General features: G+C 70.9%; 12 protein-coding genes. 9 read left to right on the top strand and 3 right to left on the bottom strand.

Features of this window, described 5'->3' with window-relative positions; translation table 11 throughout:
• Positions 1–72: 72 nt before the first annotated feature.
• On the bottom strand, positions 73–1,296 hold the full coding sequence (locus ACZ6TD_RS32135) for an MFS transporter (protein WP_471343730.1): 1,224 nt from the start codon (positions 1,294–1,296) through the stop codon (positions 73–75).
• Between the two features lie 95 nt (positions 1,297–1,391).
• On the opposite strand from ACZ6TD_RS32135, the gene ACZ6TD_RS32130 reads away from it, so the two are divergent.
• From ACZ6TD_RS32130 to ACZ6TD_RS32090, 9 genes are all read left to right on the top strand, one after another.
• Positions 1,392–2,369, top strand: coding sequence for an ArsR family transcriptional regulator (locus ACZ6TD_RS32130; protein ID WP_471343728.1), 978 nt, complete (start codon positions 1,392–1,394; stop codon positions 2,367–2,369).
• Positions 2,370–2,771: 402 nt separating this feature from the next.
• A complete protein-coding gene (locus tag ACZ6TD_RS32125; protein WP_201855533.1) occupies positions 2,772–3,932 on the top strand; it encodes a mandelate racemase/muconate lactonizing enzyme family protein in 1,161 nt (386 codons plus the stop codon).
• Entirely contained in the window at positions 3,929–4,960 is a 1,032-nt protein-coding gene (locus ACZ6TD_RS32120; protein ID WP_471343726.1) for a zinc-dependent alcohol dehydrogenase, read from the top strand. The genes ACZ6TD_RS32125 and ACZ6TD_RS32120 overlap by 4 nt, the downstream gene beginning before the upstream one ends.
• A gap of 214 nt (positions 4,961–5,174) precedes the next feature.
• Positions 5,175–6,164, top strand: coding sequence for a hypothetical protein (locus ACZ6TD_RS32115; protein WP_471343725.1), 990 nt, complete (start codon positions 5,175–5,177; stop codon positions 6,162–6,164).
• Positions 6,165–6,197: 33 nt separating this feature from the next.
• Positions 6,198–7,307, top strand: coding sequence for a multiple monosaccharide ABC transporter substrate-binding protein (gene chvE / locus ACZ6TD_RS32110; protein WP_471343724.1), 1,110 nt, complete (start codon positions 6,198–6,200; stop codon positions 7,305–7,307).
• A gap of 14 nt (positions 7,308–7,321) precedes the next feature.
• Positions 7,322–8,884: a multiple monosaccharide ABC transporter ATP-binding protein gene (gene mmsA, locus ACZ6TD_RS32105; RefSeq protein ID WP_262704089.1), complete on the top strand. Its 1,563-nt coding sequence runs from the start codon at positions 7,322–7,324 to the stop codon at positions 8,882–8,884.
• The gene (mmsB, locus tag ACZ6TD_RS32100; protein ID WP_471343722.1) at positions 8,881–10,113 is read left to right on the top strand and encodes a multiple monosaccharide ABC transporter permease; all 1,233 of its coding nucleotides are present in this window, start codon (positions 8,881–8,883) and stop codon (positions 10,111–10,113) included. Before mmsA ends, mmsB begins: the two co-directional genes overlap by 4 nt.
• A 43-nt stretch (positions 10,114–10,156) precedes the next feature.
• The gene (locus tag ACZ6TD_RS32095; protein ID WP_471343721.1) at positions 10,157–11,326 is read left to right on the top strand and encodes an aldose epimerase family protein; all 1,170 of its coding nucleotides are present in this window, start codon (positions 10,157–10,159) and stop codon (positions 11,324–11,326) included.
• Positions 11,327–11,445: 119 nt separating this feature from the next.
• Positions 11,446–12,702, top strand: a complete 1,257-nt coding sequence (locus tag ACZ6TD_RS32090) for a pyroglutamyl-peptidase I (protein WP_471343719.1) — start codon at positions 11,446–11,448, stop codon at positions 12,700–12,702.
• A 319-nt stretch (positions 12,703–13,021) separates the two neighbouring features.
• On the opposite strand, the gene ACZ6TD_RS32085 is transcribed toward ACZ6TD_RS32090, so the two are convergent.
• Both ACZ6TD_RS32085 and ACZ6TD_RS32080 read right to left on the bottom strand, forming a co-directional pair.
• Positions 13,022–13,987 carry a trypsin-like serine protease gene (locus ACZ6TD_RS32085; RefSeq protein ID WP_471343718.1) on the bottom strand — a complete coding sequence of 322 codons (966 nt, stop codon included), beginning with the start codon at positions 13,985–13,987 and terminating at the stop codon, positions 13,022–13,024.
• A gap of 211 nt (positions 13,988–14,198) precedes the next feature.
• Entirely contained in the window at positions 14,199–15,002 is an 804-nt protein-coding gene (locus ACZ6TD_RS32080) for an EI24 domain-containing protein (protein ID WP_471343717.1), read from the bottom strand.
• Position 15,003 lies beyond the last annotated feature (1 nt).

Below are 15,003 nucleotides of genomic sequence, written 5' to 3'. Positions count from 1 at the left end.
CTTACGGTGCTCACCCACACCCTTACGGTGCTCACCCACGCCCCCACAGCGCCCGCCCCGCCCTTACCGTGCTCACCCCTCCCGGGCCGCCTCCGCGGCCGTCCCCTCCGACGGGGCCGCTCGAGGCCGACGCGCCCTGGGATCGCCCCGCAGCCCCGGGGCCAGGGCCAGGGTGACGGCCACCGAGACCGCCGCCAGCGTGGCCATCGCCACCGCCGGTGAGGTGGGCTGGGCCAGCGCGCCCGCGAGGGCGGCGGACACGCCCTGCATGGTGAGCATGCCGGAGGAGTGCAGCCCCAGGGCCTGGCCGCTCATCTCGTCCGGCGTCAGGGCCATCAGCCGCTGCTGGAGCGCCAGCGTGGCCGAGAAGCCGATCGAGGCGAGGGCGACGGCGGCCAGCGCGAGCGGCAGCGGCGGGTGCAGGGCGAAGACCAGATACGGCGCGGCGAGCAGCAGCCGCAGGGGCGCCGCGAACCGCTCCCGCCGGTGCGGCGGCAGCAGCCGTCCGGTGAGGAGGTCCCCCATCAGCATGCCGAGGGAGCCGACGGCGAAGAGCAGCCCGGCGTGCCGGGGCGCGTAGGGCACGAAGAGGGACTCACAGCCGACGATCAGCCCGTTGGGCACCCAGAGCGCGTAATAGACGTGGCGGCGGGGCGCGGAGGACCACAGCCGCGCGTTGACGCGCCAGGTCTCGGCGACCGAGGGCCGCCCTCCGGCCCGCGCCGGACGTCCGCTCAGGCCGAACCGGGCGGTGGCCCCGGCCAGGGCGTACAGCGCGGCGGCGGTGAGCAGGGTGCCGCGCGCCGAGAGGGCGGTCACGAGGAGGCCACCGGCCGCGTATCCGCCGATCTGCATGGTGCCGCCCGACATGTTGAGCACCGAACGGCCCAGCAGATAGCCGTCCTTGGGCAGGATCTCGGTGAGCAGCCCGTAGCGGACGGCGCCGCCGAGGGAGGCCGCCGCGCCCAGCCCGAACACGATGGCGAGGACGGCCGCCACGGGCAGCCCGGGGAGGGCCAACGCGGCGGTCCCCAGGGCGAAGAGCGCCGACAGCCCGGACAGCGCGGCGCGCGGCGGCAGCCGGTCGGCCGCCGACAGCAGCGCCAGCGCGCCCGCCATCTGGGCGAGCGAGGGGCCGAACATGCTGAGCGCGGAGAGCAGCGGTGAGCCGGTCGCCGCGTAGACCAGGGTGCCGAGGGCCAGTCCGCTCGCCGTCGAGGCGGCCACCTGCGCGGCGGAGACCAGGAACAGCGGGGTGAACTCCGGGACCCGGAACACTTCCGAAAAGGTGCGCATGGCCCTCAGGCTCGGGAATCGCCGCGCGGTGGCGTTAATGTTTCGCGCGGACGCGAAACGACGCGCGAGGACGGGGTGGCGGCGGGGGTGGCCGGATGGGGCTGTGGCTGGTGGACGCGGATACGCTCGCGGGCGGCCGGTTCGTCCTCTCCGCCCTGGCCGAGACCACCGCGGCCCTGATCACCCTGGAGCGGGCGAGCGCCGCGCACCCGGGCGAGCGGGCCTGGCTCGAGAACCATCTGCCCGCCTACCGGGCGCGGTTGGCCGACGACCCGGTGACCGCGCTGCTCGTCCGGGCCGCGCTGGGCCGGACCTGGCTCGCGGACTTCCTCACCCAGGCGCCGCCCGGCGAGGGCGAGCCGTGCTTCGAGGAGGAGCTGGCCCGGATCCGTACGACGGACCCCGCCGCCGCGCGCTCCGACCTTACGGTCTCCCTGGGCCGCACCCCGCTCCCGCCCGCGCTGCGCCGCGACGATCTGCCGGGGCGGCTCGCGGAGCTGCTGGAGTGGGTGTGGGCGGAAGCCGTACGGCCCACGTGGCCGCGCCGCCGCCGGATCATCGAGGCCGATGTGGTGGCGCGCACCGGCCAGGTGAGCCAGGGCGGCTGGGCGGCCGTCCTGGACGGCATGCGGCCGGGGATGCGATGGCTGGGCGGCAGCCGGCTCCAGATCAACGCCCACGACAACCCGCCCCGCGCGGTCCACGGCGCCCAGTTGCTCTTCGTCCCCGTCACCCCCGTCACCGGATGGGTCTCCTGGGACGCGCCGCACCGCTACGCCGTGATCTACCCCTGCGCCGGGGCCCTCGCCGCGCCCGATCCGCGACCGGCCGCCGACCCCCTCGCCCGCCTCCTCGGCCCGGTCCGCGCGAGCGTCCTGCTCCTCCTCGACACCCCGAAGAGCACCACCCACCTGGTGGCCCTCACCGGCCAGTCCCTCGGCTCGATCGGCCGCCATCTGCGCGTCCTGCGCGAGGCCCGCCTGGTCCGCAGGCGCCGGGCGGGGCGATCGGTGCTGTACGACCGGACGGCGGCGGGCGAGGTCCTGGTGAAGGCGCAGCGAAGCGGTGCGTAGCCGCCGTCGCCCCTTGGCCTGACCTCAACCTCGGTTCATGTCCGAGGCTACCGGCCGCCCGCGGAGTTCGCTGACGCGATCCTGGGAGGCACCGCGCTGGACGCCTATCACTCGCGGACTGGTGCGATGCCGTCCTCCATGTACAAGAGGTCACCCCGGCCCGTTTGCTCTCGCACACCGGGGGCTGAGCCCCGCTCCACAGTGCCTGCAACGAACATTCCGGCAAGCATGTTGCCCGGCGAGATGATCGGTCATGATGGTTCTTGATCGGTCATGATGGGTTGTCACGTTCGAACGTCATTCGACGCACAACCATTGACACCCTTGACGGGCCCTTACTACCGTCACGTCAAGATTTCGAACGAGTGACGAAATATCGAACATCGCGAAGGGTCGATTGCTGTGCGCATCACCGGTATCAGTACGCATGTCGTCGGCACCCCCTGGCGCAACCTCACCTATGTGCAGGTCCATACGGACGAGGGGATCACCGGCGTCGGCGAGACCCGCATGCTGGGGCGGACCGATGCGCTGCTGGGCTATCTGCGTGAGGCCGAGACCAATCATCTCGCGGGGTCGGACCCGTTCGCGGTGGAGGACCTGGTCCGGCGGATGAAGTACGGCGACTACGGCCGGGCGGGCGAGATCGTGATGTCCGGGATCGCCTGTGTGGAGATGGCCTGCTGGGACATCAAGGGCAAGGCGCTCGGGGTGCCCGTCTGGCAGCTGCTCGGCGGAAAGGTGACGGACCGGGTCAAGGCGTACGCCAACGGCTGGTACACCGTGGAGCGCACGCCCGAGGCGTTCCACAAGGCGGCCTCCACGGTGGTCGAGCGCGGCTACCGGGCGCTGAAGCTGGACCCGTTCGGCACCGGCCACTTCGAGCTGGACCACGCCGAGACCCTGCACTCGCTCTCCCTCGTGGAGGCCGTACGGGACGCGATCGGGCCGGAGACCGAGCTGCTGGTGGAGATGCACGGGCGGTTCAGCCCGGCGACGGCCGTGAGGATCGCGGGCGAGCTGGAGCGGTTCCACCCGTCGTGGCTGGAGGAGCCGGTGCCGCCGGAGAACCTCAAGGCGCTCGCGAAGGTCGCGGAGAAGACGCGGCTGCCGATCGCCACGGGCGAGCGCATCCACGACCGGATCGAGTTCCGCGAGCTGTTCGAGTCGCAGGCCGCCGACATCATCCAGCCCGACGTCGGCCACATCGGCGGCATCGGCGAGACGCGCAAGCTGGCCGCCACGGCCGAGACCCACTACGTGCTGATCGCCCCGCACAACGTGGGCGGCTCGGTGCTGACCGCCGCGTCGCTGCAGGTCGCCGGCTGCACCCCGAACTTCAAGATCCTGGAGCACTTCAACGACTTCGCCGACGCGGAGATCAAGAAGGTGGTCAAGGGCGCCCCGCAGGTCGTGGACGGCTACTTCCAGCTCTCCCACGAGCCCGGTCTCGGCGTGGAGCTGGACACCGACGCGGCGGCCGAATTCCCCCAGCAGCAGGCCCACTTCGACCTGTGGGCCGAGGGCTGGGAGAAGCGGGACCCGAAGGGCGGACGGCAGTGACCGCGCTCGTCCTCGACGCCCCCGGCGCGTTCCGTCTCGTCGAGACCGGCACCGCCACCGAGCAGGCCGCGCCCGGCCCCGGTGACGCGCGGGTGCGGGTGCACGCCTCCGGGATCTGCGGCAGCGACCGCGAGCTGTACCAGGGCAACCGGCCCGAGGGGTACGTCCGCTACCCCGTCACCCCCGGCCATGAGTGGTCCGGGACGGTCGAGGCGGTCGGCGCGGGCGTCCCGGAGGCGCTCGTCGGCCGTAAGGTCGTCGGCGAGGGATTCCGCAACTGCCAGGTGTGCGACCGCTGTCACGCCGGGGACACCACCTTGTGCACGGCCGGGTACGAGGAGACGGGCTTCACCCAGCCCGGGGCGATGGCCGACACCCTGGCCCTGCCGGCCCGGCTGCTGCACCCGCTGTCCGACGACGCCGACCTGGGCGCGGCCGCCCTGCTGGAGCCCGCCGCGTGCATCGCCGCCGCCGCGCTCAAGGCCCGGGCCCAGCCCGGTGAGCGGGTCGCGGTGGTCGGCACCGGCACGCTCGGCATGATCGCCGTGCAGTTCCTCGCCGCCGTCTCCCCCGCGCGGCTGCTGGTGGTGGGCACCCGCCCGGACCGGGAGCAGTTGTCGCTGTCCTTCGGCGGCACCGAGTTCCGCACCCGGGACCAGCTGTCCGACCAGCTCTCGGGCTATGACGTGGTGATCGAGACCGCCGGATCGGCCTCCGCCGCCCGTACCTCCGCCTCCCTGCTGCGCCGGGGCGGCCGGCTGGTGCTCACCGGCATCCCGGCGGCGGGCGCGGAGGGTCTTGACCCCACCGATCTGGTGGTCCGCCAGATCGAGGTGCAGACCGTCTTCGGGGCCCCGCCCGCCGCCTGGTCGCACGCCGTACGGGTCTTCGACGCGGGGCTGCTGAGCCTGCGGCCGCTGATCACCCATGAGCTGCCGCTCACCGACTTCGCCTCGGCTATCGAGCTGGTCGGCAGCGGCGATCCGGCCGTCGGAAAGGTGCTGCTGCGTCCGCAGGGCCTCGACTAGCGCATGTGTCACACCTCGCTGTGCCGAACCCCGCCGTGTCAAGCCTCCCGCTCCCAACTACGGTCGTCCCACCAGCTTTTCGGACCCGACTCCAGTCATCCCACCAGTCCTCCGGCCCGTCTCTAGTCATCACCCCAGCCCCACCCGGACAACGATGTCCTGGGCAGCACCAGCCGGACGCCGAACCACCGGCCATCACTCCACAGGGAGCACCGTGACCGCCGCCTCACCCGCCTCTTCCGGCCCCCGCCGCCCCGCCGACGCGGCCCTCGCCTCGCTCGGCCACGCCGCGCCCGCCCCCGACCCCGCCGACGCCTCCGCGCACACCTTCCCCGACGGCGGCACCTGGCGCACCGAGATCCCCTCCGTCGAGGGCCCGGAGGCGCTGGCCACCGTGTTCAAGGAGGCCGGGCGGCTGGATGTGCCGATCCACCGGATCAGCCAGGGCAGCGGCATCTGGATGCTCACCGATGCCGAGATCACCGAGATGGTGGAGTCCTGCGCCGAGCGGAACGCCGAGCTGTGCCTGTTCACCGGCCCCCGCGGCACCTGGGACATCGGCGCCGCCACCCGCTCCGACTCCGGCGGCGGGGGCCTGCGCGCCCGTGGCCATGACGCGGTGGCCGGTTGTGTGGAGGACGCGCTGCGCGCGGTCTCGCTGGGCGTGAAGTGCCTGCTGGTGGCCGACGAGGGCGTGCTGTGGCTGCTGAACCGGCTGCGGGCGCGCGGCGAGCTGCCCGCGGACACCACCTTCAAGCTGTCCGCGCTGGTCGGCCCGGTCAACCCGGCCTCGTTCGCGGTGTACGAGCAGCTCGGGGCCGACTCCATCAACATCCCGTCGGACCTGACGCTGGAGCACCTCACCGAGATCCGCCGGGTCTCCCGCGCCCCGATGGACTTCTACGTCGAGGCCCCGGACGACCTCGGCGGCTATGTGCGGATCTATGACGCGGCGGAGCTGATCCGGCGCGGTGCCCCCATCTATCTGAAGTTCGGGCTCAGCAAATCCCCGGGGATCTACCCGTACGGCGCCCAGCTGCGGGACGTGGCGCTGGGCAGCGCCCGCGAGCGGGTGCGCCGCGGGCGGCTCGTGCTCGACCTGCTCACCCGGCTGGGCGCGGACGGCGGGATGTCCCCGCTCGGCTCCCGGCTGCCGGGTCCGCTGCGGCGTTTCACCGCCGACGCGGACCACCCCAGTTCCTGAAGCAACGACGCCCCAGGGAAGGACCCCAACACCATGCGCACGGTAAGAGGAGCACGAGCCGCGGCGATAGGCGCCGGCCTCCTCGCGCTCTCGCTGACCGCCACGGCCTGTGGCCAGGAGGCGGTCGGCGGCAGCCGGTACAAGAGCAAGGAAAAGGGGGGCACGATCGGCATCGCGATGCCGACGAAGTCCTCCGAGCGGTGGATCACCGACGGCCGCAACGTGGCCAAGCAGTTCCAGGCGGCGGGCTACAAGACGGACTTGCAGTTCGGCGAGGACGACGTCCGCACCCAGGTGGCCCAGCTCGAAAACATGATCACCAAGGGCCACCGGCTGCTGGTGATCGCGCCGATCAACGGCGGGGCGCTCAACGACGTCCTGAAGCAGGCCCATGACGCCAACATTCCGGTGATCTCCTACGACCGGCTGCTGCTGGGCACGCCGAACGTCGACTACTACGCGACCTTCGACAACGAGAAGGTCGGCAGGCTCCAGGGCCAGTACATCGTCGACAAGCTGGGGCTGGCCAAGGGCCGCAAGGGCCCGTTCAACATCGAGCTGTTCGCCGGCTCGTCGGACGACAACAACACCGGGTACTTCTACAAGGGCGCCATGAGCGTGCTCAAGCCGTACATGGACAAGGGCGAGCTGGTCGTCCGCTCCAAGCAGAAGAGCCTCAACCAGCTCTACACCGAGAAGTGGAGCGGAAGCGCGGCGCAGGACCGCATGGAGGACCTGCTCAACAAGTCGTACAGCACCGAGGACGTCGACGCCGTCCTCTCGCCGTACGACGGCATGTCCATCGGCATCCTCTCGGCGCTCAAGAGCGCCGGCTACGGCACGAAGGCCAAGCCGTTCCCGGTGGTGACCGGGCAGGACGCGGAGCTGGCCTCCGTGAAGTCCATCATCCGGGGCCAGCAGACCCAGACCATCTACAAGGACCTGCGCAAGCTGGCGAAGGCGACCGTGCGGATAGCCAAGGCGGAGCTGACCGGCGGCAAGGCGCCGGTCAACGACACCAAGTCGTACGACAACGGCAAGAAGGTCGTGCCGACCTATCTGCTCAACCCGGTCAGCATCGACAAGTCCAACACCCAGGTGCTGGTGGACCAGGGTTACTACACCGCGTCGCAGCTCAAGTAGGGCGGGTCCGGGCTATGAGCACCATTCTCGAACTGCGCTCCATCACCAAGACCTTCCCCGGTGTCAAGGCGCTCTCCGATGTCAACCTCCGCGTACGCCAGGGCGAGATCCATGCCCTGTGCGGGGAGAACGGCGCCGGCAAGTCCACCCTGATGAAGGTGGTCAGCGGCGTCCATCCGCACGGCAGCTACGACGGCGAGATCCTCTTCGAGGGCCGGCCGTGCGCGTTCAAGGACATCCGCGCGAGCGAACAGCGCGGCATCGTCATCATCCATCAGGAACTGGCCCTGATCCCCTACCTGTCCATCGCCGAGAACATCTTCCTCGGCAATGAGCACGCCAGGCACGGTCTCATCTCCTGGAACGAGACCCTCAAGCACGCCACCGCGCTGCTGAAGCGGGTGGGTCTGACGGATTCCCCGCAGACCCGGATCGCCGACATCGGCGTGGGCAAGCAGCAGCTCGTGGAGATCGCCAAGGCGCTCTCCAAGGAGGTGAAGCTGCTCATCCTCGACGAGCCGACCGCGGCGCTGAACGACGAGGACAGCGGCAAACTCCTGGATCTGCTGCTGGAGTTCAAGGCCCAGGGCATCTCCTCGATCATCATCTCCCACAAGCTGAACGAGATCCGCAAGGTCGCCGACTCCGTCACCATCCTGCGCGACGGCCAGACCATCGAGACCCTGTCGGTCCGGGAGACCCCGGAGTCCGAACCGGAGGTCTCCGAGGACCGCATCATCCGCGGCATGGTCGGCCGCGACCTCGACCACCGCTTCCCCGACCGCACCCCGTACGAGGGCGAGGACGCCTCCGAGGTGGCCCTGGCCGTCGAGGACTGGACCGTCCACCACCCCATCGACCAGCAGCGCAAGGTTGTGGACGGGGTGTCGCTGAATGTCCGGCGCGGGGAGATCGTGGGCATCGCCGGGCTGATGGGCGCGGGCCGCACCGAGCTGGCGATGAGCGTGTTCGGCCGGACCTACGGCCGCTACGCGGGCGGCCGGGTCTTCCGCGACGGCCAGGAGGTCCGCACCCGTACCGTGCCGGAAGCCATCGACCACGGCATCGCGTACGTCACCGAGGACCGCAAGCACTACGGGCTGAACCTCGAGGACACCATCAGCCGCAACGTCTCGCTCTCCTCGCTCGGCAAGGTGGCGCGCCGCGGTCTGGTCAACGAGCACGAGGAGTCCCGGGTCGCCGAGCGGTTCCGCAAGACGATGAACATCAAGGCACCCACGGTCTTCGAGCGGGTCGGCCGGCTCAGCGGCGGCAACCAGCAGAAGGTCGTGCTCAGTAAGTGGATCTTCGCAGGTCCGGAGGTGCTGATCCTCGACGAGCCGACCCGCGGCATCGACGTCGGGGCCAAGTACGAGATCTACACGGTCATCAACGATCTGGCGGCCCAGGGCAAGGCCGTCATCTTCATCTCCTCCGAGCTGGGCGAGCTGCTGGGGATGTGCGACCGGATCTACACGATGGCGGCCGGGCGGCTGACCGGGGAGGTCCCCCGGGACGAGGCGAACCAGGAAGTCCTGATGCGCCATATGACAAGGGACAGAGGAGACGAAGGATGAGCACGGCCACCCAGAAGACCGAGAGCCCGGCCCCACCGCCGGCCGAGGGCTCGTCCAGCGTCGGGACGTTGCTGCTCCAGGGCCTGCGGTCCAATATGCGGCAGTACGGAATGCTGGTCGCGCTCGCCCTGATCATCGTCATCTTCCAGATCTGGTCCGACGACATCCTGCTGCGGCCGGGCAACGTCACCAGCCTGGTGCAGCAGAACGGCTACATCCTCATCCTCGCGATCGGCATGATGATCGTGATCATCGCGGGGCACATCGACCTGTCGGTCGGATCGCTCGTCGCCTTCGTCGGCGCGGCCGCCGGCGCGATGATGATCAAACACGATATGCCGTGGGGCCTCGCGGTCGTCCTCTGTCTGCTGCTCGGCGCGGTGGCCGGGGCCTGGCAGGGGTTCTGGATCGCCTACATAGGCATTCCGTCCTTCATCGTCACCCTGGCCGGAATGCTGGCCTTCCGCGGCGGCACCCAGATCCTGCTGGACGGGCAGTCCCTGTCGCCGTTCCCCGACGGCTTCGAGAAGCTGAGCACCGGCTTCATCCCGGAGATGGGCCCGTACACGCAATACCACAACCCCACCATGGTGATCGGCCTGATCGTCTGCGCCGCCGCCGTCTGGCAGGAGTGGCGGGGCAGGCAGCAGCGGGCCGCCTATGAGCTGGACGTGGCGCCGCTCGGGCTGTTCTTCGTCAAGTGCGCCGCGATCGTCGCCGCCGTGATGGCCTTCACCATGACGCTGTCGAGCTGGCACGGGGCACCGTACGGGCTGCTGATCCTGGCCGGTCTCTTCGTGATCTTCAGCTTCGTGATGCGCAACACCGTCATCGGGCGCCATGTGTACGCCCTCGGCGGCAACCAGCCGGCGGCCAAGCTGTCGGGTGTGCGGGACAAGCGCGTCACGTTCATGGTGTTCGTCAACATGGGCATCCTGTCCGCCCTCGCCGGCCTCGTCTTCGCCGCCCGGCTGGGCTCCGCCACCCCCAGCGCCGGCCTCAACTTCGAGCTCGAGGCCATCGCCGCCGCGTTCATCGGCGGCGCCTCGGCCAGCGGCGGTGTGGGCACGGTGCTCGGCGCGATCATCGGTGGTCTGGTGCTCGGCGTGCTCAACAACGGCATGTCGCTGGTCGGCATCGGCACCGACTACCAGCAGGTGATCAAGGGTCTGGTGCTGCTGGCCGCGGTCGGCTTCGATGTCTGGAACAAGCGCAAGGTCGGGTCGTAACCCATCAGCTGTCCCTCATGGATCTAGCCTTATGGAGCCGCATATGACCACGAGCAGACGCACGGTGATCACGGCGGCGGCGGCCGGACTGGCGGCCTCGGCCGCCACGACCGGCACCGCCCAAGCGAACGGCGGAGGGGACTCCGCGGGCAAGGGAGGCGCGGTGAAGGAGCACTTCGGCACGCTCGCCGACGGCACGCGGGTCGACCGCTGGACGATCGAGAACGGCCGCACCCGGCTGCGCGTGCTCAGCTACGGCGGCATCGTGCAGGCCCTGGAGATCCCCGACCGCCACGGCCGCCGCGCCAATGTGTCGCTCGGCTTCGACGACCTGGACTCCTATGTGGCGGACAGCCCGTACTTCGGCGCGCTCATCGGCCGCTACGGCAACCGCATCGCACGCGGCACCTTCACGCTGGACGGCAAGAAGTACCAGCTCCCGATCAACGACGGGCCGAACAGCCTGCACGGCGGCGACAAGGGCTTCGACAAGCGCGTCTGGTCCGTGGAGCCGTTCCGCAAGGGCGCGGACGTGGGGCTCACCCTGCGCCGGGTGAGCCCCGACGGCGAGATGGGCTACCCCGGCACGCTCACCGTGCGGGTGGACTACACGCTCACGGCGGCGGGCGACTTCCGCATCGACTACGAGGCCACGACCGACAAGGCGACGGTCGTGAACCTCACCAACCACACGTACTACAACCTGGCCGGGGAGGGCAGCGGCTCCGTCTACGACCACCGGCTGGAGATCGCCGCCAGCCGCTACACCCCGGTCGACAAGACCCTCATCCCCACCGGCGAGCTCGCCCGGGTGGCCGGGACCCCGTTCGACTTCCGCCGCGCCAAGGAGATCGGCCGGGACATCCGGGAGGCGCACCAGCAGGTGCTCTACGGGCAAGGGATCGACCACAACTTCGTGCTGGACAAGGGCATCACCAGCCGTCCGGAGCACTTCCTGACGGTGACCGAGCCGGAGTCCGGCCGGGTGATGCGGATCGCCACGACCGAACCGGGTGTGCAGTTCTACACCGGCAACTTCCTGACCGGTACGTTCGCGGGCACGTCGGGGCGGGTCTACCGGCAGGGTGACGCCTTCGCGCTGGAGACCCAGCACTTCCCGGACTCGCCGAACCAGCCGTCGTTCCCCTCGACGGTGCTGCGGCCGGGGCAGACCTACCGGTCGACGACGGTGCACTCGTTCTCGACGCGCTGAGCGGCTCCGCTCCCCTCCTCCCGCCCCGCATCCGTGCGGGGCGGGAGGTTCGTCGTTTTCCCCGCCGCCCTTCCGCCGCCTTCCGCCGCCCTTCCGCCGCCCTTCCGAGAGGACCTCATATGAGACCGATACGCACCCTGGTCGCCGTGGCCGCCGTCTCCCTGGCCATCGCCACCCCCGCCGTGGCCGCGCCGGACACCACGGCCACCCCCACCGTCGAGGAGCAGCGGCTCGACAAGGCCGCGCCCCAGGAGATCCTGCGCCGCAGCGGGTTCGACGACGTGGCACCGGACTTCGCCCGCGCCCTGGCGGGGACGCACTCCGCCGCCGAGGCCGAGCGCGTGATCACCCGCGAGGGCCGGGCGCTGTGGAAGCGCGCCGTGGACCGCGTACAGGGCCGGGGGCCCGCGGGCGGGGACCTCAGCCGGGACGACGACCGGCCGCTGTACTGGGCACGGCTCGGGATGACCCGCGCGCTCGGTCAGTGGCAGCCGGGCTTCCCGCTCACCGACGCCCGCCGCGCCGCGCTCCTCGACACGCTGGAGCGCACCTCACGCGGACAGGACTCGATCGACCTCCCGGCCGGTACGAACATCAAGCGCATCGTGGTCACCGGCTTCGACCCGTTCCAGCTGGACGCCGACGTCCGCCGCTCCAACCCCTCCGGCGCGGCGGCGCTCGCGCTGGACGGGACGACGATCCGTACGGACAGCGGCCCGGCCCGCGTCGAGACGGCCGTCTTCCCGGTCCGCTGGGCGGACTTCGCGGACGGCACGGTCGAACGGACACTGCTGCCCGCCTTCCGGTCGGGCCCGCGCCGGGTGGACGCGTTCATGACCGTGAGCCAGGGCCGGGTGGGCCGGTTCGACGTCGAGCGGACCAACGGCGCCTGGCGGGGCGGCTACCCGGACAACGCGAACGTCTCCCGCACCGAGACCGTGCCCGTCCCGGCCGGTGTGCCGACCCCGCGGCCCCAGCCGCAGTGGACGACGACCACCCTCCCCTACGAGAAGATCGTCGCGGCGAACACCGGCCCGGTCCCCGTCTACGACCACACCGAGGTCACCGAGATCCCGGCGGGGGGCACCACACCCGTGGTCCGCCAGGACGGCCCGACCCCCGGCTCGACGGCCCGCGCGGGCGGTGGCGGCGACTACCTCTCCAACGAGATCGCCTACCGCGCCACCCTGCTGCGCGACGCGGTCGGGCTGAAGGCCCCGGGCGGCCATCTCCACACCCCGGTCCTGCAGTTCGGCCCGGACAACACCGACCCCGCCACGGGCCAGGTCACCGACCCGGACTTCGTCCACAACCGCGAGGCCATCACCGCCCAGGTGCGCTCGATCCTCACGGTGGTCGCGGCTACGACCCGTTGACGCCCCGGGCCGGGCGCTCGGCGAGCAGCAGAGCCAAGGGCCCGGCCGGAAGCAGAAAGCGGCCCTGCGCGACCGCGTCGATCGCGTCGTCCATCGACCACCACGAAACGAAGGCGCTATGAGTGCCCGTTTCCGATGTCGGGATATTGGTCTTGAGGGCTTGTTGGGTTCTGCTCGGCACCCCGCGCCCCGCCCTTGCCCCGGGGAAGGCGGGCGGGGCGGGGCGCGGAGCGCTCTTCGGGGGTGAGCGTGTCGGATGAGGTGAAGGACGGTGGCCCCTTGGTGAGGGGGCCGCCGTCTTGGGTTGCGGCGGGTGCGCTCAGGCGGCCTGGCGGGTCTTGCGGCGGCGTACGGCGAGGGCGGTGCCGCCACCGGCGGCGATCAGAGTGGCGGCCACGCCGGCAATCGCCGCAGTGTTGTCGTTCGTGCCGGTCTCGGCGAGGTCGGAGCCCTTGGCCACAGTCGACGGAGCGCTGTTGGTCTTCATAGTCTTGTCGATCCAGCCCGCGTAGGCGGGCGCGCTGGTGTAGAGGCCGGGGCCCTGCGAGCACGGCACTTTCGGGGCGCCGGGTCCCGAGGTGACGCCGATCAGCTCCCAGCGGCCGTTCCGGCCCTTTTGGACCTGCGGTCCGCCGGAGTCCCCGAAGCACGCCATGGCGTTGGGCACGGTGGTGATCGTGCACAGCCGGGTCCGGTCCGCGTACCCGGGCGCGCACTCGGACTCGGCGCCCCTGCGGGTGTTCAGCTCCTGCAGCCGGTCCGGGAACGTGAACTCGGTGTCGACGGTGGTGCCGAAGCCCAGGAGCCGGGTCGGCGTGCCGGGCCGCCCTGCCTGCTCGGCGATCTTGATCGGTTGCTGGGCGACCGGGCGGTCCAGGCGTACCAGCGCGATGTCGTTCTTGTTGGCGGCCTTGTTGTCGCCGTTCACATAGCCGGGATGGACGAAGGTCCGGTCGATCTTCCGGACGGTGCCGCCGGACTTGCGGTGGTCGCTGCCGACCCGCACGATGCCGTCCAGCTTGATGCCCTCGACCTTCAGGCAGTGAGCCGCCGTCAGCACCCACTGCTGATCGATCAGCGACGCTCCACAGTTCCCGTCGATCAGACCCTGTTCCGGGGCCGACTCGGGGATGGTCGCCATGAACGGGTACCGCTCGGTGGAGTCCGACCCGTTGACGATGGCTCCGGCGCTGCCGGCCATCACGGTGACGCAGGCCGCAGCAGCGAGAGCGCCGACGGCAGCGGTGCGGGCGGTACGGCGACGCAGCGGCTTGAAGCTGAACACAGAGGGTTCCCTTTTTGCTTGGTGGATCCGTATGCATTCAGCCTCGTCGTCCGATGCCTGCCGGACCATCCCGGCAGCGGGTCGGTCGATGGTGGGGCCAGCCCCCCTCTGCACTGGGGAAAACCCGGCGCCCGGTAGTCGGCACGCGACCCGGGTTGGTCCGCCGGGGCATTCCGGCGGACCAACCGGGCCGGCATTCGCGGGTCCGCCGCTACGCCCCGTTGAAGGCCCCCGCCGGGCCCGCCGCCGTCTCGCCCCGCGAGGGCGCGGGCTCGTCGTCCTCGCCCGTGAGGTCGCGTACGAGCAGGGTCGCGCCCGCGACCGCGCCCGGCATCAGGAAGACCGCGACCAGCGGGATCAGGAAGAGGACGGACAGCGGGACGCCGAAGCCGAGGGAGAGCAGGCGGCGGGAGCGGAGCAGGCGGCGGCGCTCCTTCAGCAGGATGCCGCGGCGCAGCAGGGCGATCGAGGTCAGCTCCTCGGTGAGGAAGAAGGCGGTCACGCAGAAGGCCAGGACGGGGATCACGGTCTGGCCGACCCCCGGGATGAAGCCGAGCGCGAAGAAGAGCACGCTCCAGAGGGTGACGCGGATGAGCAGCGCGATGGCCTCGCGCAGGCCGATCCACAGCTCCGCCCAGGTGGACATGGAGGACTCGGGCACCGCGCCGCCCTCGGAGCGGTCGACCGCTTCGGAGAGCGACTCGTAGAAGGGCTGGCCGACCAGCAGCGTGACCGCCGTGAACGTGATGATGGCGAGGAAGAGGCAGGTGGCGGCGAAGAGGATCGAGAGCGCGCCGCGGAAGACGCCGAGCCAGGGCGAGGACCAGTCGTCGGCGAAGGGCGTGGCCCATGCGATGACGTCATCGGTCCAGAAGAAGAGGGCGACGAGGGCCGCCGCGTATCCCACGAGGGTGATCAGGGCGGGAATCATCCCGAACCCCCACCATCTCCCGTGCCGGGCCGCCCAGCGCTGCCCCTTCATCAGGTAACCGAAGCCACTCACAAGATCACGCATG

Source organism: Streptomyces yongxingensis, from assembly GCF_055597465.1.
The sequence above is the reverse complement of the archived record's forward strand: the minus strand, read 5'-3'. Positions and strand labels throughout refer to the sequence as shown.

Excerpts from the sequence above, each read along its gene's own strand:
- ACZ6TD_RS32090 (WP_471343719.1), top strand. The coding sequence starts at position 11,446 with ATGAGACCGATACGCACCCTGGTCGCCGTGGCCGCCGTCTCCCTGGCC.
- ACZ6TD_RS32080 (WP_471343717.1), bottom strand. The coding sequence starts at position 15,002 with ATGCGTGATCTTGTGAGTGGCTTCGGTTACCTGATGAAGGGGCAGCGC.
- mmsB (WP_471343722.1), top strand. The coding sequence starts at position 8,881 with ATGAGCACGGCCACCCAGAAGACCGAGAGCCCGGCCCCACCGCCGGCC.
- mmsA (WP_262704089.1), top strand. The coding sequence starts at position 7,322 with ATGAGCACCATTCTCGAACTGCGCTCCATCACCAAGACCTTCCCCGGT.
- ACZ6TD_RS32135 (WP_471343730.1), bottom strand. The coding sequence starts at position 1,296 with ATGCGCACCTTTTCGGAAGTGTTCCGGGTCCCGGAGTTCACCCCGCTG.
- chvE (WP_471343724.1), top strand. The coding sequence starts at position 6,198 with ATGCGCACGGTAAGAGGAGCACGAGCCGCGGCGATAGGCGCCGGCCTC.
- ACZ6TD_RS32095 (WP_471343721.1), top strand. The coding sequence starts at position 10,157 with ATGACCACGAGCAGACGCACGGTGATCACGGCGGCGGCGGCCGGACTG.
- ACZ6TD_RS32130 (WP_471343728.1), top strand. The coding sequence starts at position 1,392 with ATGGGGCTGTGGCTGGTGGACGCGGATACGCTCGCGGGCGGCCGGTTC.